This window comes from Cytobacillus stercorigallinarum (assembly GCF_014836495.1).
Taxonomy (GTDB): Bacteria; Bacillota; Bacilli; order Bacillales; family Cytobacillaceae; genus Cytobacillus; species Cytobacillus stercorigallinarum.
Genome location: NZ_JACSQT010000014.1, coordinates 1 through 21,931 on the forward strand (window position 1 = coordinate 1; position 21,931 = coordinate 21,931).

The 21,931-nt window shown below is 38.9% G+C and carries 23 protein-coding genes; 6 read left to right on the forward strand and 17 right to left on the reverse strand.

Annotated features, from left to right (window positions below):
• Positions 1-110: 110 nt before the first annotated feature.
• Both H9655_RS19585 and H9655_RS19590 read right to left on the reverse strand, forming a co-directional pair.
• Entirely contained in the window at positions 111-1,100 is a 990-nt protein-coding gene (locus H9655_RS19585; RefSeq protein ID WP_191816923.1) for an ornithine cyclodeaminase family protein, read from the reverse strand.
• 85 nt (positions 1,101-1,185) lie between these two features.
• Complete coding sequence (locus tag H9655_RS19590) at positions 1,186-2,475, reverse strand: MFS transporter (RefSeq protein WP_191816924.1); 1,290 nt, start codon at positions 2,473-2,475, stop codon at positions 1,186-1,188.
• Positions 2,476-2,814: 339 nt separating this feature from the next.
• Here H9655_RS19590 and H9655_RS19595 point away from each other — a divergent pair, with 339 nt between their 5' ends.
• Positions 2,815-3,984 carry an MFS transporter gene (locus H9655_RS19595; protein WP_191816987.1) on the forward strand — a complete coding sequence of 390 codons (1,170 nt, stop codon included), beginning with the start codon at positions 2,815-2,817 and terminating at the stop codon, positions 3,982-3,984.
• 27 nt (positions 3,985-4,011) lie between these two features.
• On the opposite strand, the gene H9655_RS19600 is transcribed toward H9655_RS19595, so the two are convergent.
• From H9655_RS19600 to H9655_RS19660, 13 genes are all read right to left on the reverse strand, one after another.
• Entirely contained in the window at positions 4,012-4,851 is an 840-nt protein-coding gene (locus tag H9655_RS19600) for an ABC transporter permease subunit (RefSeq protein ID WP_191816925.1), read from the reverse strand.
• A complete protein-coding gene (gene phnE, locus H9655_RS19605; RefSeq protein ID WP_225230769.1) occupies positions 4,851-5,654 on the reverse strand; it encodes a phosphonate ABC transporter, permease protein PhnE in 804 nt (267 codons plus the stop codon). The genes H9655_RS19600 and phnE overlap by 1 nt, the downstream gene beginning before the upstream one ends.
• Entirely contained in the window at positions 5,651-6,412 is a 762-nt protein-coding gene (gene phnC, locus H9655_RS19610) for a phosphonate ABC transporter ATP-binding protein (protein ID WP_191816926.1), read from the reverse strand. Before phnC ends, phnE begins: the two co-directional genes overlap by 4 nt.
• Positions 6,413-6,433: 21 nt before the next feature.
• Positions 6,434-7,459 (reverse strand): PhnD/SsuA/transferrin family substrate-binding protein, encoded by a 1,026-nt coding sequence (locus tag H9655_RS19615; RefSeq protein WP_191816927.1) that lies wholly within the window; start codon positions 7,457-7,459, stop codon positions 6,434-6,436.
• Positions 7,460-7,577: 118 nt separating this feature from the next.
• A complete protein-coding gene (locus H9655_RS19620) occupies positions 7,578-8,411 on the reverse strand; it encodes a PHP domain-containing protein (RefSeq protein WP_191816928.1) in 834 nt (277 codons plus the stop codon).
• Entirely contained in the window at positions 8,408-9,118 is a 711-nt protein-coding gene (locus H9655_RS19625; RefSeq protein ID WP_191816929.1) for a phosphonate C-P lyase system protein PhnL, read from the reverse strand. Before H9655_RS19625 ends, H9655_RS19620 begins: the two co-directional genes overlap by 4 nt.
• A complete protein-coding gene (phnM, locus tag H9655_RS19630; RefSeq protein WP_191816930.1) occupies positions 9,115-10,320 on the reverse strand; it encodes a phosphonate metabolism protein PhnM in 1,206 nt (401 codons plus the stop codon). The genes H9655_RS19625 and phnM overlap by 4 nt, the downstream gene beginning before the upstream one ends.
• Positions 10,321-10,335: 15 nt before the next feature.
• The gene (locus H9655_RS19635; RefSeq protein ID WP_191816931.1) at positions 10,336-11,175 is read right to left on the reverse strand and encodes an ATP-binding cassette domain-containing protein; all 840 of its coding nucleotides are present in this window, start codon (positions 11,173-11,175) and stop codon (positions 10,336-10,338) included.
• Positions 11,168-12,034, reverse strand: coding sequence for an alpha-D-ribose 1-methylphosphonate 5-phosphate C-P-lyase PhnJ (locus H9655_RS19640; protein ID WP_191816932.1), 867 nt, complete (start codon positions 12,032-12,034; stop codon positions 11,168-11,170). Before H9655_RS19640 ends, H9655_RS19635 begins: the two co-directional genes overlap by 8 nt.
• A gap of 2 nt (positions 12,035-12,036) precedes the next feature.
• Positions 12,037-13,131, reverse strand: a complete 1,095-nt coding sequence (locus tag H9655_RS19645) for a carbon-phosphorus lyase complex subunit PhnI (RefSeq protein ID WP_191816933.1) — start codon at positions 13,129-13,131, stop codon at positions 12,037-12,039.
• A complete protein-coding gene (gene phnH / locus H9655_RS19650; protein ID WP_191816934.1) occupies positions 13,131-13,721 on the reverse strand; it encodes a phosphonate C-P lyase system protein PhnH in 591 nt (196 codons plus the stop codon). Before phnH ends, H9655_RS19645 begins: the two co-directional genes overlap by 1 nt.
• 13 nt (positions 13,722-13,734) lie before the next feature.
• Positions 13,735-14,157, reverse strand: a complete 423-nt coding sequence (phnG, locus tag H9655_RS19655; protein ID WP_191816935.1) for a phosphonate C-P lyase system protein PhnG — start codon at positions 14,155-14,157, stop codon at positions 13,735-13,737.
• Between the two features lie 376 nt (positions 14,158-14,533).
• Positions 14,534-15,208, reverse strand: coding sequence for a GntR family transcriptional regulator (locus H9655_RS19660; protein WP_191816936.1), 675 nt, complete (start codon positions 15,206-15,208; stop codon positions 14,534-14,536).
• Positions 15,209-15,313: 105 nt separating this feature from the next.
• On the opposite strand from H9655_RS19660, the gene H9655_RS19665 reads away from it, so the two are divergent.
• The 5 genes from H9655_RS19665 (at position 15,314) to H9655_RS19685 (ending at position 20,261) form a co-directional block, all read left to right on the forward strand.
• A complete protein-coding gene (locus tag H9655_RS19665; RefSeq protein WP_191816937.1) occupies positions 15,314-15,649 on the forward strand; it encodes a heme oxygenase in 336 nt (111 codons plus the stop codon).
• Between the two features lie 102 nt (positions 15,650-15,751).
• Positions 15,752-16,438, forward strand: coding sequence for a response regulator transcription factor (locus H9655_RS19670; protein WP_191816938.1), 687 nt, complete (start codon positions 15,752-15,754; stop codon positions 16,436-16,438).
• 1 nt (position 16,439) lies between these two features.
• Positions 16,440-17,450, forward strand: coding sequence for a sensor histidine kinase (locus tag H9655_RS19675; RefSeq protein WP_191816939.1), 1,011 nt, complete (start codon positions 16,440-16,442; stop codon positions 17,448-17,450).
• A 101-nt stretch (positions 17,451-17,551) separates the two neighbouring features.
• On the forward strand, positions 17,552-18,313 hold the full coding sequence (locus H9655_RS19680; RefSeq protein ID WP_191816940.1) for an ABC transporter ATP-binding protein: 762 nt from the start codon (positions 17,552-17,554) through the stop codon (positions 18,311-18,313).
• Positions 18,303-20,261 carry an ABC transporter permease gene (locus H9655_RS19685; protein ID WP_191816941.1) on the forward strand — a complete coding sequence of 653 codons (1,959 nt, stop codon included), beginning with the start codon at positions 18,303-18,305 and terminating at the stop codon, positions 20,259-20,261. The genes H9655_RS19680 and H9655_RS19685 overlap by 11 nt, the downstream gene beginning before the upstream one ends.
• 67 nt (positions 20,262-20,328) lie before the next feature.
• On the opposite strand, the gene H9655_RS19690 is transcribed toward H9655_RS19685, so the two are convergent.
• Positions 20,329-20,649 (reverse strand): thioredoxin family protein, encoded by a 321-nt coding sequence (locus tag H9655_RS19690; protein WP_191816942.1) that lies wholly within the window; start codon positions 20,647-20,649, stop codon positions 20,329-20,331.
• A 27-nt stretch (positions 20,650-20,676) separates the two neighbouring features.
• Positions 20,677-21,900 (reverse strand): hemolysin family protein, encoded by a 1,224-nt coding sequence (locus H9655_RS19695; protein ID WP_191816943.1) that lies wholly within the window; start codon positions 21,898-21,900, stop codon positions 20,677-20,679.
• Positions 21,901-21,931: the final 31 nt, after the last annotated feature.

Below are 21,931 nucleotides of genomic sequence, written 5' to 3' on the forward strand. Positions count from 1 at the left end.
ATAAAATTGATTCCATTCAATTATACAAAAAAACTTGTAGACTTGGTCTAATTCTTAGACTTTGTCTACAAGCTGAGATGAACCTATACGACGGTTCATCTTTTTTTCGTTTAAACCTCTACTTCTGTACCTATTCCTTGTTTTTTCGCTTTATCATATACAGCTGCTGCCGCTGCTAGGTCAAAATAAGCAGCTCCTACGGATTTGAAGAAAGTAATTTCTTCGTCTGATTCTCTTCCCTTAATGGTATGTGCTGCTAACTCTGTAAGCTCTCCATGTAGCTCATCAAAATGCCAATCACCTTTTTCATTAGGAATAATAAAGTCTCCCGCTTCTTCTTTTACACCTTCTATCGTATCAGCAACCACTTTACTCGCTCGTTTTAATGTTTCTACATCCACTTCACGCATATTAGGTAAATAAGATCCAATGCCATTGATATGTGCTCCTTGTTGCAAACTAGACCCTTTGAAGATTGGCTCTACTGCACGTGTACTACAATTGACAATATCAGACTGTTTCACAGCATCATCAGGATCTGCTACAACTTCCACTTTCCCTTTATAATTTGGCAGGATCTCTCTCATTCGTTTAGCAAAGCGCTCGGCTCTTTCCCTCGTACGGTTATTTAAATAGATATGATCAATATTTCTAACTTCGCATACAGCTTGTAGTTGCTCTTCTGCCATTGCACCACAACCAAGCACAGCCACAGACCTTGCCTCTTTTTTTGCTAAGTATTTTGTTGCGACGCCACTAAGCGCTCCCGTTCTTAATCTGGTTAAATAAGATGCATTCAGACAAGCCACGTGTGTACCGTTTTCTGTATCTGATAACAAGATCACACCTTGAGTTGTTTTTAACCCTTCTTTAGGATTCTCAGGAAAGATTGTGACTATTTTTACTGCAGCTTTCTTCATTGTCTCCATCGCACTAGGCATATATAATGCCGATGCTTTTTTTTCAGGGATATCTAAAACAGTCCTTTGAGGACTCGTTATTTTCCCTTGATGATAAGCAACAAGTGCTGTTTCCATATCTTCAATCGCATCTTTCATGACATATAATGTTTTTATTTCTTTCTCTGATAAAACAAGCATAAACACATCTCCCTTACAACTATTGACCACATCTCATAAAGCTCGATACGGATAACGTACCGAGCTTTTTAAAATAAACAATCTCCTACATGGCGACATCTTGATCTAATTCTTGTTTACTCTTTTCACGTACAGCGATCATTGCAATGAGAGAAATCGCAGCACATAATATAATATACAAAGCCACTGGTACATAAGAACCATCAAAGTAGGCCAGTAGTGCAGTAGCGATTAATGGCGCTGTTCCACCTGCTACTGCAGCACCAATTTGATAACCTAAGGTAATACCTGTATAACGGACATTTGATTTAAAGATTTCTGAGAACATTGTTCCTAACACGGCTGTAATCGGTGCCCAGACAATCCCTAATCCTAATACAGTTGCAATGACAAGCCACGTTACCGTTCCTTGCTGTAACATCCAAAAATAAGGGAAAGCAAAAACAGCCATTGCTAGTGTACCACCAATATAAAGTTTCTTCCTACCAATCTTATCAGAAAGACTCCCCATGATAGGAATAAGAATCGTTGTAACAATTGTTCCAACTGTCACGGCATTTAGGGTCGCTGTCCTTGAAAACCCTAATTCGCTAGTAGCGTATGAAACGATAAACGTACCGAAAATATAAAATGGTGCGGTTTCTACTACTTTTGCGCCTACAGAAATAAGTACTTCTCTCCAAGATGTTTTAAATGTTTCAACGATTGGTATTTTAGCAATTTCTCCACTTTCTTGTGCCTTTTTAAACGATGGTGTTTCATCGATTCCTTTACGAATCCAAAGACCAAAGAAGACAAGTAATGCACTCATGATAAAAGGAACACGCCAACCCCATGATAGAAAGTGCTCTTCAGGTAATAATGTCATAATAGACAGCGCGATAGTTCCAAGGAGCATACCAATCGTTACTCCCATTTGTGGGACACTACCGAATAATCCACGTTTTTCCTTTGGCGCATATTCTACAGCTAATAACACCGCTCCACCCCACTCTCCTCCAAGTCCAATTCCTTGGATAAGGCGAAGAATAATCAAGAGGATAGGTGCCATGACACCAATAGTTTCATACGTTGGCAAGAAGCCCATTAAGACAGTAGATCCACCCATAATGGTTAATGTTAATACTAATGTTTTCTTTCTACCTACCCTATCACCAATATGGCTGAAGATTACACCACCTAGTGGACGAATAAAAAATGCTAACGCAAATGAAGCGTATGCTAACAATAAGCCGACGGTTGGGTTATCACTATGGAAGAAATATTCATTAAATACAAGAGCAGCAACCGTACCATAGAGAAAATAATCAAACCATTCAATCGAGCTTCCCACAAGGCTAGCAATTAATACTTTTCTATTTTGCGCTTTACTCATTCTAGCACCTCCTAATTATAAGAAATATCTAAATATTGCATTTTCAATATAATAGTATATTTATGCAAAAAAAGCTATAGTTTTCTAAAAAAAGTTTTCCTGTCTTTATAAACAGTTCATTGAAGATGATTGTTCTAAAAGTTATGCTAGTAAAAGATTTCCCTGCCAAATCACTTTATAAGAATAATAAACAAAAGATACTTCTTATAATCTGCACTAAATCCTTCATAACTGGACATAATAGGGTATAGGACTTTGTTTTCTACAGCCCTTTCTTTTTCTCTGCCCTTATGATATTTATGTTATAGAGTTGTTATCAGTATTGGAGTGACTTTTGTGATCGAAAAGAAAAAAGCTTTACCTATCCTGTTTGCTGTAATGTTTCTCGTTATGTCCGGATTTGGTGTCATTATTCCGGTTATACCATTCTATGCAGAAGAAATTGGGGCAACCCCTTCGCAATTAGGTTTATTAATGGCCGTTTATTCACTTATGCAATTTATTTTCGCACCCTTATGGGGACGTGTATCTGACCGTTATGGCCGGAAACCAGTGATGCTCATCGGCATATTAGGTCTCTCACTTTCGTTCTTCCTAATGGCTTTATCTAGTGAATTATGGATGTTATTTGTCGCCCGTATCATTGGAGGAACGCTGTCTGCAGCGAATATGCCAACAGCAATGGCTTATGTTGCAGATATCACGACAGAGGAAGATCGTGCGAAAGGAATGGGGATGATTGGCGCTGCAACAGGTTTAGGCTTTATATTTGGCCCAGCAATAGGGGGGATATTTTCTCAAGCAAGTTTAAGTACTCCCTTTTATGTAGCAGGTTCTCTCTCACTCATTACAAGTCTTTTCGTCCTTTTTGTTTTAAAAGAATCGTTACCTGCCACAGGTCCAGGCGAAAGCAGAGAGCGTCCTCCTTTTTGGGAAGCGTTTAAAGGCACGACCTCCATTTTATTTATCTTGAATCTGTTTGTATCCCTATCTCTTGCAGGATTAGAGGCTACCTTTGCTTATTTTGCTTCACAAAAAGCAGGGCTACAACCAACAGAATTAGGTATCATTTTTATGATTATGGGCTTCGGCTCTGCTCTTGTTCAAGGCGGATTAGTCGGGAAGCTTTCTAAGAAATATGGAGGAGGAGCAGTTATTCAAGGGGGCATAATCGTCAGTGTGATTGGTATGGGGCTTATTTTAACATTAGATAATTTCTTAACCGCAGCAATCTTCCTTACGATTTTCGGAATGGGCAATGGCGCAATAAGGCCTGCAGTGTCAAGTCTATTAACAAAATCAGCAAAAGGAGCGCATGGCAATGTAACAGGGCTTTTATCCTCTTTTGATTCTTTAGGACGTATACTCGGACCTCCTCTCGGCGGGTTATTATTTACTGTTTCGATTGGATTCCCTTATATTTCAGGAATCATTCTTTCCATTTGTGCATTATTATTATTTCAAGTTTACCGTATGAAAGCACCAGGTAAAAAAAGCTTTGAAGCGTAAGAAAGGCTGTCTATGTAAGGCAGCCTTTTACTGTTGACTTGGGAAATAGCGTTTTTTGAGTTGTGTCGAAGCAACCTCTAAAATAATTGCAACAAGGAGAATACAATAAGTAATAAAACCAACTTCTCTTAAATCAAAGTAGAACCCCGATGCCATAAAGAGTTCAAAACCAATGCCGCCTGCCCCTGCGGCCGCCCCCATTGCAACAGCGACTGAAAAATTGATTTCAAAACGTAGAAATGTCCATGATAAAAGATAAGTCATTGTAGATGGTAAAACAGCATGAACAACAGTTTGCCACCAGCCGGCGCCTGTCGACCGTAACGCTTCGAGCACCCCTTTATCCACTTCCTCAAATGATTCAGAGAAAGCTTTTACCAAATAGGCTACGGAGTGGAACAACATCCCTAAAACAGCTGCCGTACTTCCTAAACCGGCTGCAATAGCAAAAATCAAAACCCATAAAACCGTTGGAACCGCACGTATGAAAGCGACATATGTTTTGATAACTTTAGCTACAGCTTGATTGGATAAGTTTTCCGCTGATAATAAAGCAAGGAAAAAGGCAATTACTGCTCCAATGACTGTCGAGAGAACGGCTAATGCTAAAGTAACACCCACTTGATAAAACGCTTCACTCCAAGAAAAGTGAGTCAAAGCCGGCGTAAGGAACATCGTCTGTAAATTAGCCACTGTTTCCTTTAATGCGGACGTTAAATGAAAGCCGGTATAGTCAAAAACAAGGAAAGCGGCAACAGTTACAATGCCGAGAAACCATATAATCGCTTTTAATGTATAGTCAACCTTATTGCCAATTTTTATATTAATTCGACCCGTTTTACTGCGTTTTATATAGGCTACTCCCATCATAAGATCACCTTTCTGATACGGTTAGATGTGAGTTCTATGACGATGACTGTAAGGATAATTAATAATGTCACCAGCGCAACCGCTTCATAATTTAATGTCTTATAATACAGATCAAATGTATAGCCAATACCTGTACCTGTCAGTATACCAACTAAAGTTGCGCTTCTTATATTCGTTTCGATCATAAACAACACCCAACTCAACATTTGTGGTAATGCTTGTGGAATAACAGCTTTAAAGATCACTTGAAAATATGTGGCTCCCGTCGCCGTTAATGCTTCAAAAGACTTCAAGCCAACTTCATCAATCGATTCCATAAACGCTCTCGTCAAGAAGCCAACAGTACCGACAAATAGAGCAAGAAATCCGGTTAATGAGTTTTGTCCAAATGAGAGTAGGAGAATTAACGCCCATGCAACGACAGGTATATTTCTCGCAACAGAAGCTATTCCTCTGGATAAACCCGCCATTAAACCATTACGCCTCGTCGTTGTTGACCCCGCTATTCCGAGGAAAAAAGAAATGAATGCCGCTATCGTTGTCGCAGCTACTGACATGAGAATGGTTTCAACCAACTTCAACATAATGTCAGGAAACTCACGCCAAGTTTCCGCTGTAATCCATAAATTTTCAATCATCCATAAACCTGCTGTTGGAATAGATAACAAGCTTTGATAAAAGTCAAATTGCACCATCTCAATCGCTATCCAAGTGAAGCAACAAACGATGATTAGCAAGAAGATATGTTGCCATTTTCTACTTAATCGTGTTTGATCTGCTAACATATTCGCCTTCTTCATACCGTTATAAGCTCTCTTGTATCCATACCATAGACTTCTCCAATGTAATGGGAGTCCAATTGTCTATTTGGCCCATTAAAAACTAAATGTCCTTTATTTAAACCAATAATTCTATTCGAATAGGATTGTGCTACCTCAACTTGATGAAGGTTAACGATACAAGTGATACCCAATTCTTCTGTAATAGACTTCAAATAATCCATTATTACCTTGGAAGAATGAGGATCTAATGACGCAATAGGTTCGTCACATAAAATGAGCTTCGGATCTTGGATGAGTGCGCGGCATATCCCGACTCTTTGCTGTTGTCCCCCACTTAGTTGGTCACAGCGTTTATACGCATGTTCAACGATTCCCAGCTTCTCTAGGAGGTAGAAAGCTCTTTCTTTTTCTTCTTCACTAAAAACACCGAGCATCCCTTGTAAAGTCGACTTATATCCGAAGCGCCCATGAAGTACATTTTCGATAACTGTTAAACGTGGGACAAGATTATAATGTTGAAAGACCATCCCGATATTGGCTCTTTCTTTTCTCAATGACTTTCTGCCAAGTTTAAGAATGTTTTCCCCATTAAAAATGATTTCGCCACTATCCGCTTCCACCAAGCGATTGATGCAGCGCAGTAACGTTGATTTTCCGGCTCCTGATGGACCAATAACCGATAAAAATTCGCCTGTTTCAACAGTAAAATCGATATTTGTTAGTACATGCTGGCTTTGATAGGATTTATTTAGTGCCTTAATTTCTAATAATGCCAAAGGACTCCGCCTCCTCTTAGATTACTTAGATAGCTCTCTTATCGGGTTAAACCATTCATCATCCACTGGCGCCAATCTTTCTTTCCCAGACTTAAAGAATAAAGCAGATTGATCTGAATCCTCTGGAACAAAGATTTTCTCATTGTTTGCTACTTCGTCACTTGATAAGTAGTCTTGTAGCTTTTTGAAGACCTCTTCACCTAAAAGCTCGATATTGCCAACAAATGGTGCGTTTAAGACCGGTGTTACACTGATTAGCACGAATTCCTTACCTTTTACAAGACTAAATGGCTCAGCGGCATTATCTTTTACGCGGTAAATCGACCCCGGACGATTCGCTTCACCTTCTACAAGTTCAACATAATTTTCTACACATGTATCACAAAAAGCTGCTACATCCGCACTTCCCTTTAACAAATTAACCGCTGAGCCTTGATGTGAATTCCCGAATAATACTTGTGAAAATAATGGACCACCTTCCATTAAATCTTCTTCTGTTAAACTTTTATCGTTAAAATGGGCAATCAAATCAGAGGCAGGTACTTTAAATCCCGATGTGGAACTATTTGATACAAACGACATTTTTTTATCGGCAATTGTATCTAAAGAAAACTCTCCATTTTCTTTATAGTCTTCTACATCATCAACGTTGACAGCTAACCAGCTATGGTAAACAGCATCGTCCAACGTACCTGATTCTCCTGTCGAAACGACTAATGGTTGAATAGCTTCATTACGCTCTTTTGCTTCTATATAACCTTGTGCACCCATAAATGCGAGCTCCGCATTGTTATTTACCATTGTCTCAATAGAGATCGCATAATCCGTTGTTAAATGGTGCTTCACTTCACGACCTGTTGCCTCAGCAATCAACTCACCAATGTCATCTCTTGATGATTTCATATCTGAGCCTGATTCACTTGGATACCAAACAATATCGACAACATCATCACTTGCAGAAGCCTCGCTATTTCCTTCTTCTGAGCAAGCACCAAGTAACAGAGCCAATAATACAAGCAGCAACCAACCATATGATTTTTTACCCATTCTCATTCACTCCCCTTAAAATACGATTTAGCTTATTTCACTTTTATTTAAGCACAATCCCTTACACAAAAGACTGAATTTACTGTCTTTTTACACGAAATATACTGGCTTTCACTTATCATTTACAAACCAAATAATCAGTTAACAATCGGTTCATAGGCGAATCAAAGTCTCCCATACGCACAGATGAACCAAATGCACCGTGATAATCGGAGCCACCTGTCATGAAAAGGTCGTATCTTTCCATAAGGGTGTCAATTCTTTGGTGATCCACTTCACTATGATCAGGATGAATACGCTCCACACCATCCAATCCGACCTGACTATCTACAAGCTCTGTAATCAGATCATAGGAATCAAGTTGACCGGGATGAGCAATCACAGCAAACCCACCATCTGCTTTAATCGCTCGAATGGCATCATATACGTCCGCATAGGCAATATCGAAAGCAGCTACTCCCCCTCCTTTAAACAGTGAACGATATAACTTTCTATATGCTTCTGATTCGTAAGGTTCTGACGTAATGGCCGCCATAATATGTTGCTTATAAATCGTCTCGCTTGGTGAGGCGATATGGGATATTTCTTTTACAGACAAAGGGATGCCTTGCTTTTTTATTTGCCCAATTTGCCAAATGGAATGGGCTTGTCTGCGCTTCAGTACTTTATTACACAATGCCACAATATGCCCTTTATTCGAATTAAAATGGTAGCCTAGTACATGTACTTTTCGATTTCTTTTAAAATCAAATGCGGAAATTTCAATCCCAGGAATAAGCTGAATCTGATAGGTTTGAGCCCATTTTAAGGCTTCCTCTTGCCCTTTTACCGTATCATGGTCGACGATGCTCAAATGTGTGATACCGGCCGCTGCTGCTTTTTCCATAACCATTTGAATGGAATCTGCACCATCTGAAAAATGACTATGAACATGTAAGTCCGCCTTACTCATAAAGCAGCCCCTGCCCTTTTGAAAGATTGCTGGCTCATTTCAAAAATATGATCACATAATTCATCCATAAATTCGATATCATGAAAAACCCCTAGCAATGTCGTCCCACTTTCCTTTAACTTTTGAATCACTTCTTTCACCTTTTGCTTGGACTGTTGATCAAGACTTGCTGTTGGTTCATCTAAAAGCAGTAGCCTTGGCTTTTTAACGGCTGCGATGGCAATGTTTACCCTTAACTTTTCCCCACCTGAGAACGTATTTGGGTACGTATCCCATAGTTTGCGATCAAGTTCAAAATGAGAGAGCACTTTCTCTGCTTCTTTTTGTGCTTCAATTAATGACCGCCCCGTCGCTAAAACAGATTGCTCTACTAATTGGCGGGCGGTTGTTCGTGGCATCACATTCAAGAATTGTGACACATACCCAATTTCATATTTTCGTAAATAGATAATCTCCCTTTCTGATGCTTTTTGCAGATCCAGCCATCCATATTTCTCTGAGTCAAAATAAATCCGCCCTGCCTCAGGTAAATATGTGCGATAAATGCTTTTTAATATCGTTGATTTCCCACTGCCACTTTTGCCCGTTATCCCGACAAATTCACCTTGTTCCATTGAAAAGTCCAACTGTTGCACGGCATGAATCGTCTGATTTAAATGCACAATTTGAAAGTTCTTCTTCAGACCTTCAATTTTTAAAAATGTCATCGTACTACCTCCGCCATCGCCTTGTTTTTTCGGTAATTCGTTGTCGTGATCACAACACCGTTAACCATTGTTAGCGTAACTGTTGGAAAACCATCATCCAATTTCTCAATGATAAGTAAATCCGCTTTATAGCCAGGTTTGATAGAACCAATTTCATGATCAAGGTTTACTGCCTTCGCTGGCTTTGAAGTGACCATTTGGAACATATCTAGTAAGTTCTGACCATACTTTTCATGAAGTGTAAAGATAGAATGGAGTAAAGCCGATGGATAATAATCACTGCATAAAATATCTGCACATTGATGACGAATCGCTTCTGCTGCGGATAAATTGCCTGAGTGCGAGCCACCTAAAAGGATATTAGGCGCCCCAACGATTGTATATAGACCGCTCTGCTTCGCCTTTTTAGCAACCTCTAATGTAATGGGGAATTCACTGATTGTTGTCCCAATAGATTGGACGAGGTCAATCTTACTTTTATGGTCATCATCATGTGAAGCAACGCTAACCCCTTGTCTGATCGCTATTTCAGCAATCTCTTTCATCATGTCAATCGTCATCACTTTTGAAGATAGGCGGTCTTGGATAATACGATTTAATTCTTTTTCTGTTAAATCACGATAACCACGCATCGTTTCACGAAAAACTTCTAAATTGCGATACTGACCTTGGCCTGGTGTATGATCCATAAAAGATAGCAGGTGAATTTTACCTGAACGAAGATTCTCTACTAAACAATCGATGCCATCAAGATTATCGATTTCAAATCGAGCATGTAGACGATGGCGAATCAGATGTTGCTGCTCAGATGTTTCCGTAATCGCTTCGACTAATTTCTGTACATTTTGTGGTAAGCGCATCGGCTTATGGGTGAAAATATCCTCCCGGTAGAAAGAAAGTGAATGAAACATCGTTGTAATCCCGTGGCCAATCAGAATCTTCTCTGCTTCACGTAGGCCCATTTGGACATTCATCATACTTGTCGGTCGCGGCGAGATAATCGACTCAATATAATCAGAGTGAATATCTATAAACCCTGGAGAAATATAACCGCCATTTGCATCAATTCTTTCAACACTCGTAAAAGAAGTGAGTTCATCTTCTTTTACAATCGCCTTAATCCGGTCGTCTTCTACTAATACTGCATGTTTTTCTAGCATTCTATCTTCAAGGACAATCACACCGTTATGAATGATATACATATGCACCCTCCTCTTTTATAACAACGAATAAACAAGCTGTTGCGTGTATGCGTCTTGAGGATCTTCAAGTACTTGATCCGTTAGCCCTGCTTCAATTACTTCTCCGTTTAACATCACCATTGTCCGATCAGCTAGCATTCGAATGACGGCTAAGTCATGCGATACCACAATCATGCTGATACCCATTTCACGTTGAATCGTTTTAATTAAATCAAGAACACTGGCTTGCACGGATAAGTCTAACCCTGTTGTTACTTCATCTAAGAAAAGAATGGGAGGATAGTTAGAAAGGGCTTTTGCAATTTGTACACGCTGCTGCATCCCCCCTGAAAACCGCTTTGGTTCTTCCTTCATTCTAAAAAGGGGAATATGGACTTTGTCGAGCAATTCCATTCCGACACGCTCCATCTCACCTACATGGCGATTGCCTGCAGCAATAAGTTTCTCAGCAATATTTCCAATAGAGGAAAAGTTCATTTTCAACCCTTTTGTTGGATTTTGATAAACCATACCTAGGATATGATTGCGCACATTTCTTTTTTGCTGATTAGAAAGAGCAAAAATGTTTTTCCCCTTAAAATCTTCATGATTGATAAACATTTCTCCACCTGTCGCAGTCTCATCAAAATACAAACATTGCATAAGTGTAGATTTCCCACTCCCACTTTCGCCAACAATCCCTAAAATTTCCCCAGGAAATAATTCAAACGATATATTTCGACAAGCATACACTGTTCCACAATAAGGGCAAAAATTCTTTTCTAACTGTCTCGTATCTTCATGCTGACAATGACTACAACCTCTGCCAAATACTTTTTCTAATCGCTGGATTTTTAAGATGGGTTCATCATGCATAGCTTATATCCCCTTTTCCTTCAATCACTCCATTGACTCGTTCTAAACAATGATGAGAATCATTACATTGGTAATACACTTTATCCTTGTCTGCATCTATGATCTCATCCAAATACGTATCCGTTGCCCCGCATAAATGACAAGCTTCTGTTGCGAAAGATTCGACAGTAAATGGGTAATCTTCAAATGCTAATGAACGGACATCTGTATAAGGTGGAACCGCATAGATTTTCTTTTCTCGCCCTGCTCCCAATAAAATAAGTGCCTCTGAATGATTCATTTTATGATTATCAAATCGCGGGATAGGGCTTGGTGCCATCACATAACGGCCCGCTACATATACAGGATGGTCCGCACCTGTGTTTGTCTGGCCATATTTCATAATTTGTTCAAATAACTGTAGCCAAGCACCGCTATATTCTTCCTCTGCATGAAGAATTTTTGTTTGTCTTTCACTCTTTTCCACTGACCGTAATGGTTCTGGCGCAGGTACCTGTAAGACGAGGACTTGACCTTCTGTTAAAGTCTGCTCAGGGATGCGGTGTCTTGATTGAATAATGGTCGCTTCTGCTGTTTTTTCTGTGATAGTAACGCCCGTCGTTTTTTCAACTAGTTTTTTGATATTAACAGCATTAACCGATTCATCTGACCCTTGATCAATCACCTTTAATACATCCTCTTGGCCAATAATGGCTAGCGTCACCTGTAAACCACCTGTACCCCATCCTCTAGCGATAGGCATCTCTCTAGAAGAAAAAGGGACTTGGTAACCTGGAATGCTAATCGCTTTTAAAATCGTTCTTCTAATCTCTTTTTTCGAGCCTTCATCAAAGAAAGCAAACTGATGGAGTCTTGTCATAGTTATTCCTCTCCCTTCTGTCCTTTTCTTGCCCGATCGAGCTTTGATTGGAAAGTCACATAATGAGGAAGTTTCAAATGGGAAATGAACCCTGTCGATTCAACAGAATCAATATGCAATAAGACAAACTCCTCGTCATGTGTGGGAAAATCAGATGATGGGTGCTGTAAGCATTGATCTAAAATACTCATCGCTATCGCCTTTGTTTCGTTTTGGCCATAGCACATCCCATAGCCAATTTCAAAGTCGAGGGCTTCTTCACTTTCCTCACTCACGCCCTTTACCGGCACGAATGATTCAACTTCTGTCACTTCAATGGCACCTATATAATATTGCTCTTCCTCACTTTCATTTTGAGATGAAAGGTGAATAGGCATCATACCAACCCTCAGCTCCCCTACATTGGGATGCACTTGACCATACCCCCGCATAGAAGCATAACCCAGGGAAGTAACTGCACCTGTCTGTCCTCTTGTTAATGTCTGCAATCTTGCACTTCGATCGGTAGGAAATTGCAAGCTCTTCTTGGTCACATCAAAAGGCTCGCGATTATCATCTACATACGTTTGCACAAGACCGTTTTTCCTTAAATACTCCACCACTTTAGGAAAAACTTGTGATGATGGCTGTTCTCCCAACTGAGCGATTTTTTCCTTATAATGCTGCAACCATTGTTTCTCTTCTTGTTGATTCTCTATTAATAAATCAAAATCTAACAATCTATGGGTATAATCCGTCGTCGCTCCTAATATTTGACCACCAGGGATATCTTTAAAACTAGAAGAAATTCGTCTTGAAATGCGCATATCTCCCGTCTCGATTGCTTCGCTATAATACAGGCGTGGTAATGTCGAACGATGGGCACGCAGCGTAAATACAGCCTCCTCCACATTCCCTTCCGATTGTTTAATGGCCAGCGCAGCTAACATAGGCGCATACAGACTAGCTTCAGACATCACCTGATCTACTAAGCCTTTCATAGTGGCAAGAATTGTTTCAATTTCTATATGTCTTTCGCCTTTCAGCCGGTTATATCGAAGGCGTTCGATGGAGGCTTCGATAGCCTCTGTCCCTCCTTTAACGGCAACATATCCCATTATTTACTCACCTCACTAATTACAGTTGTCCTTGGTAAACAAATAACCTTTCCTACTTGGTCCGTTATCACGAGATCGATTCCTAGCGGAAATTCTTTATTTTTTTCCTCTCGCGCTTGGTTGATTCGCTGAGAATAAGCAAGCTTTACACGCTTTTCCTTTTTGATTCCTGGACCTGATAATAGCCATTCTTGTCCTGATGACAACTCTGAGGTCTCGATAATGATGGTGGCTGAAAGTTGAGGGTCAATTAAACTACCTTTTTTCGCCGATTGGATAGCGTCTATTAGACTCGCTTGTGGTAAATCAGCTGTAATGATGATAAAATCGGCTTCACTTTCCTCTACATGCTTGGCTAATGTCAATTGGGCTATTCTTTGGACGAGTGACGTATGGTTCCCTTTAATATGAAAAGTCGCCTCGCTATCGAGTAATGTCATCATCGTTAAAAAGGTAGAATGGTAACAATCGATTGGAAAGTCGATTTGGCACATTTGCTTTGCTAAACTATTCGTTTTACCAGGTTGGGCCATGCAATCCATTACCTTGCGAAAAACAGCTTGTGTGTCATGGACATAATCAAGTGGCATGATTTTCACTCCCTTAAATTGACATCGTTTCAAAGGACACTTTTGTTTCCATTAATTGTGTCTGCTCTTTATTTTCCTGTTTGATGATTGCTTCTTCTTTCGCTTGGAGAAGCTGATTCCATCTCGCAATGATCGGCAATTTTGCGTTATAAGCAGCATCAATGATGGCCAGGTCACGAGACCACTCTTCTTCTAGTCCGATGACCATTCCCTTGCCTATGATGCCCTCTATTTCTACCATCGTCTCTGTCATTAATACTTCCCCCAGATAAAATAGGGAACGCTTTGCTGTTTCTCTTACCTTCACCATCGTTAAACCGTTTCTCGGCGCGACTATTTCTTTTACCTCGTGATTTTCGGTAACTTCTCTTGCCATTTCCTGAGCCAACGTGGTTCCGGCCTTCATTAAAATCGTCGTTCTTCTTTTTCGATTCATCTCCCTACCTCCTCTCGCAAGTTCATCGTAACTTGGCGCCAAGCTGTTGTGTTTTAATTTATTTTTAATATTGTGTAAATAAAGATTTACATCGGGCACACATTTGGAATGTCGCCGCATGCAAACCGCCCTTACCTATTGCGGTAAGGGCGGTTTTGCACAGTTAGTATAGTAGTTTAGGAGTAGTGCGCCTTTGTTGATGGTGAGTTTGTTAAGTTGGTCAGTGAAATTAGTGGTTGGTTCTATCTTAGTGGTTTCTCTTCATAGGATGGGGGTCTCTTTTGCCTTCCAGGGAGTTCCGCTGAGTGCGGTGATCCTCTCTTTTCCACCGCCCTCATTCGTTCTATCCCCTCTCTAAATAGCAATCGGCCCCATTTCAACGGAGCCGATACTTAAATTTATCGCTTCTATAAAGGATGCATGTTCGTTCTAGTATTTTTTTGGTTTCTTCGCATACCGTTTGACTTTCTAGACAAATGAGTGGGAGGATATTATTGCATTTTAGCAACTCTTGCTCATCGGTCGAGGGGAATTGCACGCTTAATACTGCTCCGTTATTTGTAAAGTGATGAAAGCCATGTGCTCGGTAATAGGCAAACATGGATGTAATTGTAGGTGCATCATTTTGAATAGTAGGGAAAACCTCTACATTGACATACGATTGATGAATGGCGATGGGCTCCTCATTAATATAGCGAAGTCTTGCCAACATATATGTTTGATTTTCTTGATTAATTTCAATATCTGGGGAAAATAAATTCACCGTTTTCAAATCATAGCCCGATGCAAGCATTTTATCGGTAAAACTTTCTCCACCTGATAAGTGTAAATGAATCGATTCTGACTCGGGCTTCAGATAACGCCCTTTTCCGCGGACTGAGTAAAGATATCCTCGTCCTTCTAAATGCTGCAATGCTTTTCGTACCGTTATTCTTGGCAACTGAAACTCTTCTGCTAATCGATTTTCAGATGGGAATTTTTCATTGAGCTGATACTCCCCTGCAGTGATTCTTTTCAATAATTCATCAATTAATAACGCTTCACTAGACATCCCACTCACCTCTCCTTTTATTTTAGCAAATGAAGGGCTTTAATTTCAGAATTGAGGAAAGTAAGTTTATAATAAAATTATAGTCAATAAAAAGGAGGAATCATAATGTATGTCGTAACGAATCGCATTAAAATGAAAAAAGGGTTTGCTGAAAAATTAGCGCCTAACTTCACGAAACCAGGTCCTCTACAAGAAATGAAAGGTTTCGTTAAAGTGGAAACCGTTATTACACAAAACTTAGAAGAACATGATGAATTGAATGTGAATATGTATTGGGAAGATCTTGATAGCTTCCAAGCTTGGAAGGAAAGCGATATATTCAAACAAGCACATAAACGCCCTGAACCAAAACAAGGGGAAGAGCCTAAGGAATCTCCGATGCTTGGTAGCCAACTCGTTATCGGGAAAGTAGCAACAACAGTAGAAGCTATCGAAAAATAAGTTAAGTAGAAGATCGTCGCTGTACGGTCTTCTTTTTTTCATAAAGTTGTTCTCCCTTAGTGATTCTTATACAATATAAGGAAAAATAAGCGTGGTGAAAAGATGTTTACTCTCTTACTAATAGAAGATGATGAAAGCCTATATCGCGAAATCAGAGAAAGATTAGAACAATGGTCATTTAACGTAAATGGCATTGATGATTTTTCAAAAGTAATGGAACGGTTTACAGAGATTAAGCCTGATCTCGTCATTATTGATATTCAACTGCCAAAATACGATGGCTTCCATTGGTGCCGAATGATTCGTAACCATTCGACCGTACCGATTATTTTCTTATCGTCTCGTGATCATCCGACAGATATGGTCATGTCGATGCAACTTGGGGCCGATGATTTCGTGCAAAAGCCTTTTCATTTCGACGTACTTGTGGCGAAAATCCAAGCTTTATTAAGAAGGGCCTATAACTATACGGCCGATTTTCAGACACTGCAAACATGGTACGGAGCCAAGATTGACTATGAGAAGTATACCGTTACGAACGACCATGGTCAGATTACATTGACGAAGAATGAAATGTTTATTCTCAAGCAATTACTTCAACATAAAAATAAAACATTAAGCCGCGATGAACTCATTAAAGCGCTTTGGGATGACGAGCGCTTTATTAGTGACAACACATTAACCGTTAATGTGAATCGGCTAAGAAAGCGACTCGAGGAAATCGACTTAGGCAAACATATCCATACAAAGGTAGGACAAGGTTATATGGCAATGGAAGAGGATTATTAATATGTTGATCACTTTTTTAAAAGAACGGATAAGTTGGATCCTCCTCTTCCTCTTCTCCCTCATGCTTATCATTGTATTTGCTTATATTGATCCTGGATTATCCATGTATTCGACCCTTTATATGGTTGCAATCCTACTGGTTATATTCATTATCTTTCTATTCCTGCGGTTCATTAAAGAGGTCTCATACTATCGCCGCTTAAAAAATTGGGCACCTGGACTTGATCTTCACTATTTAGAAGAGGGTCGCTCACCTTTTGAAAAAATCATTGAAGCTAGTCTTAAGAAACAAACCCAGCAATTAGAGATGGAAAACCAACAAATCAACTTAGAAATTGAACAAGAGAAAGATGAATTAATGGGTTGGATCCATGAGGTAAAGACCCCTTTAACGGCAATGAAACTCATCATTGACCGCCTTGAGCATCCAAGTTCGAAATCAGCATTAGCTAGCGAATGGCTACGCATTCATTTACTGCTTGATCAGCAGCTTCACCATAAACGTATGCCAACTTTAGAAAATGATCTCTATATCGAGAAGGTTTCGCTTGAAGAAATTTTATTTAGGGAAATACGAGACTTGCAATCTTGGTGCATGCAAAAAGGGATTGGTTTTGAACTCGACCTCGCCGTGAAAGAAGTGACAAGTGATGGCAAATGGCTCGGTTTTATCATTAGGCAAATTTTATCTAATGCAGTCAAGTACAGTCACTCTACCGATATTATCATTGAATCGGAGGCACTTGGTGACATTAAAGTTCTCACCATTTCAGATAAAGGGAAAGGCATTTCTCAGAAAGATTTACCTCGTATATTCGACAAAGGCTTCACTTCAACCGCTGATCATATAGGACATGCAGCCACAGGAATGGGTCTTTATTTAGCTAAAAAAGCAGCTAATACATTAAAAATAAACATTCAAGTTAACTCAACCATGAATGAAGGGACAACCGTAACACTTGTTTTCCCTAAAACGAATGATTTCGTTAATATAAGAATGCCAACGAAGTGACAATAATGTCACACTTCATGATATTTTGTTCGTTGAATCGAAGGAGAAAGTCTCTTCATCCCTTTACAATGTAGGTAAGCTTAGAAAAAAGGAGCATGTATATGAATATATTAGAAGCACATAAAATTCATAAAACCTACGGAAGTAGAGGGAATAAACAAGAAGTATTAAAAGGATTGGACCTGCAAATAAAGCAAGGTGAATTCGTAAGTATAATGGGCGCATCCGGTTCAGGGAAGACAACCTTGCTCAATATTCTTTCGACGATTGATCACTTAAGTTCTGGATCAATTAGCATTGAAGGCAAAGAAATGACGAAAATGAAAGAAAGACAACTTGCGGAATTCCGTAAGCATTATCTTGGCTTCATTTTTCAAGATTATAATTTACTTGATACGTTGACCGTGAAAGAAAACATCTTACTGCCATTATCAATCAAAAAAGTATCAAAGAATGAAGCCAATAAACGCTTTTCTGATATCGCCTCTGAATTAGGGATTGAAGACTTAGCGAACAAGTACCCTAGTGAAATCTCAGGGGGGCAAAAACAACGAACATCAGCAGCACGTGCCTTCATTCATGAGCCAAGTATTATCTTTGCTGACGAACCAACTGGTGCCTTAGATTCAAAATCCGCTTCAGATTTACTCAATAAATTAACGAGGCTGAATGAAACAAGGAAATCAACCATTGTCATGGTCACACATGACCCAGTTGCAGCTAGTTACTGCAGTCGCGTGATTTTTATTAAAGATGGACAAATTTACACGCAATTGAACAAAGGTGATGAAAAGAGGCAAGACTTCTTTAAAGATATTATGAAGACGCAAGCCATTCTGGGCGGTGTACAAAATGAACATTAATTTGCTCATTTGGCGCAATTTAAAGAAGAACATCAAGAATTATTATCTCTATGTGTTTGCACTTGCGTTTAGTTCCAGTCTTTATTTCGCTTTCGTCACATTACAATTTGACCCTGCATTAGATGAGGCCAGTGGTACGGTGAAAGGGGCGGCAGCTATTCGGGCAGCTTCTGTTTTACTCATTGTCATCGTTGCTGTATTTCTCTTATTTGCTAACAATCTTTTTATAAAAAGACGTGGGCAAGAAATCGGGCTCTTCCAACTAATCGGTATGACGAAAGGGCAAATCTTCCGTCTACTTACAGTTGAAAATTTCTTATTATATTTCGGTTCTTTAATGATTGGTATTTTCCTTGGTTTTCTTAGCTCAAGGTTTGTGCTAATGATTCTGTTTAAATTAATATCGATCGATGAATTAGCGGAATTACAGTTTTCATCTCAGGCGTTAGTACAGACGTTGATTGTTTTTGCTGTGATTTATTTGCTCATTATGGCAAATAACCTTTTCTTTATTCACCGTCAGAGCATACTATCACTGTTCAAAGTAAAAGCAACTACAGAAGGAACTGTAAAACGTGTCACGGTTGTAGAAATTGTAATTGGTATATTAGGACTTTGCTTTATTGCAACAGGTTATTATGTATCATCCCAACTTTTCAGCGGTGATTTTACATCAGTAAATGAATTATTTCTCGCCATGATTTTCATCCTTGGGAGTGTCATTATCGGCACTTACCTTTTCTTCCGCGGGTCGATTACTTTCATTGGTAATGTCATTCGTAAAGGAAAAGGTGGCTATCTAAACATAACAGATGTCCTCTCTTTGTCATCGATTATGTTTCGTATGAAATCTAATGCCTTATTATTAACGGTAATCACAACCGTATCGGCATTAGCTATCGGTTTACTCTCTTTATCCTATATTCAGTTCTATTCAGCAGAGAAAAGCGCATTTGAACGTGTACAAGCAGATTTTTCTACGAATAGTGAAAAAGAAGCAAACATGCTAACAGAGGCATTCACTGATCATAATATAGCTTATACAGAAGAAACAATGGAAATCGTAGTTGCTACCTTTAATATGGCAGACATGATTCACCTATCTGTGGATCCTGAATCAGCAGGAGTCGATGTACAGAAGATGGAATCGACCGTAGTTAGTGATAAAGATGTGGACGGTTTAGACGTTAAGCCTAATGAAGTATTTTTTACTGGTTGGCCTGCTATGTATGATCCCATCATGGATGTAAACGAAAATAGCTCTATTGTGATGCATACAACAGCAAATGAATATAAATTAGACCTTGTTGGTTTAAATGATGAACCCATCATTCCATTTTATTTCACATTTGGCGGCTCTCCTACTGCTGTCGTCGATGACACCGTATATAAGCAATTGCAAAACGCATTGAACGATGATTTACAAACAATTTTTAAAGACCAAGGCAACCGTTTTTATAAAATCAACCTCGAAAATCAGGACGATTTAGTAAGAGCAAATGACCTATACGATACGCTGGATTTCGAACGAAATACTTGGTCCCTGCAATTAGAATTTCAAGGTGTGAAAGAATTTATCGGTTTGACGTTATTTATTACCGGCTTCTTAGGGCTAACATTCTTAATCACTTCAGGCTGTATTATTTACTTTAAGCAAATGGATGAAGGGGAAGAAGAAAAGAATGGCTATACGATTTTACGTAAGCTTGGCTATACTCAGAACGATCTCCTTAAAGGCATTTGCGTAAAACAATTTTTCACTTTCGGTATCCCGCTTATTCTCAGCCTTTTTCATAGTTACTTCGCAGTTAAATCGGGCTGGTTCTTTTTCGGAACAGAAATGATGACACCAACTATTATTGTCATGGTTATCTATACTGTGCTTTTTTCCATCTTTGGATTATTAGCAGTTTTACATTATAAGAAAGTGATTAAAGAAGCTTTATAATTAATGAAGAGCACCGTTCATTTTTTAGAATGGTGCTCTTTTTAAAGCATTTTTAACATCATAAAAGTTAAATAAAAGGCTTTAATTGTTTTTTAAACTCCTGTACTCTCATAAATCTCCCTTCTCTTAAGTACTCTTTCCCTTCTTTAAAGAGGATGACTGTCGGTACGGAAAAAACCAAAAACTCACCGGCTATTTCGCTTACATCCTGATAGTTAACTTTTCCTAGTTTTACCTTTTGAAACTCCATTAAACTCTCGGATAATTTAGGATACAATGCATGACATACGCTACAATGGTCACTCCAAATATAAAGTAGGGCAAAGTTATTTTCTTTAATAAATGCTCTAACCTCATTAATTGACTTTAAAACTGACGGATTATTCACTTTTTCAAACTCCTTAAAAACACAGCATCATTTTTTAGTAATTTTTATTTTTGTCAGTGCTCTCCCTTTTATTTCTAATATTTCGAAAGTAAGGTTGTTTTGTACAATGACTTCACCTACAGCCGGAAAGTGGTCTATTTGCTTTTGTATGTAACCTGCAAGTACATCATCTTCCTCGGGTATATCTGTCTTAAATACAGAATTGAGTTGATATAATGTTATTTTTCCATTACAGATCATTTCTGTGTCAGTCAGTTTATGAATATGCCTTTCAGTATCAAGATCCATTTCATCTTCAATTTCTAACCCGATCATGGCTTCAATAATGTCTTCGTGAGTAACAATTCCTTCTGTTCCACCATATTCATCCAAGACAATTGCTAGATGTTTTTTCTCCACCGTCATTTGGCGAAAAACACGCTCAAGAGAAGAAAATTCATAAATAACTAAGGGATCTGTATCACAGTAATCCTCTAGTGTTTTGTGTGGTTCCGCAGCCCAAGATAATAAGTACTTTGAATGAAAAACTGCGACAATACTATCAATATCCTCGCGATAGACAGGATACCTTGTATACGGATGCTGAATCACAATATCCCTTACTTCTTCAAATGTAGTCGTAATAGGGAGCGCAATAAGGTCTATTCTTGGAGTTTTCAACACATCTTTTACATTTAAATTGTGAAAATTAAGCACACCCTTAATACGATGAGACTCCTCTTTTTTAAAAATCCCTTCCGTATCAGCGATTTCTACCATTGTCCGTAGCTCTTCCTTAGAAATCGATGATTCTTGTTTCTGCCCCTTTGATAATATACCGGTAATGAAACCAGTTAAGCCATTTAAAATGACTGTCACTGGTTTTAGAATAAAAATTACGGTCCGAATCACAGGATATACAAGATACGCTATACGATCAGGGAAAGCTGCTGCAATGGATTTCGGAATGACTTCCGAAAATATAATAATAACTACTGTCAAAATAGCCGAAGCGAGCGCAACATTAAAGCCATATTGAATAGCAAGGGTTGTTACAAGTGTCGGTAGTAAGATATTAGCAATGTTATTACCAATTAGAATCGAAGTAATAAATTCACTTGGCTTTGAGACGATATTAAGAATCTTTTCTGCCTTTTTGTCATGGTTTTTCGCTTTGGTGCGCAATCTCATCTTATTTGTTGCAGTTAATGCGGTTTCACTCCCTGAAAAAAAGAATGAAACAAATAAGAGAAAAATAATAGCAATAATCAAATCTAGACCCCCTAACAAATGGACAGCATTT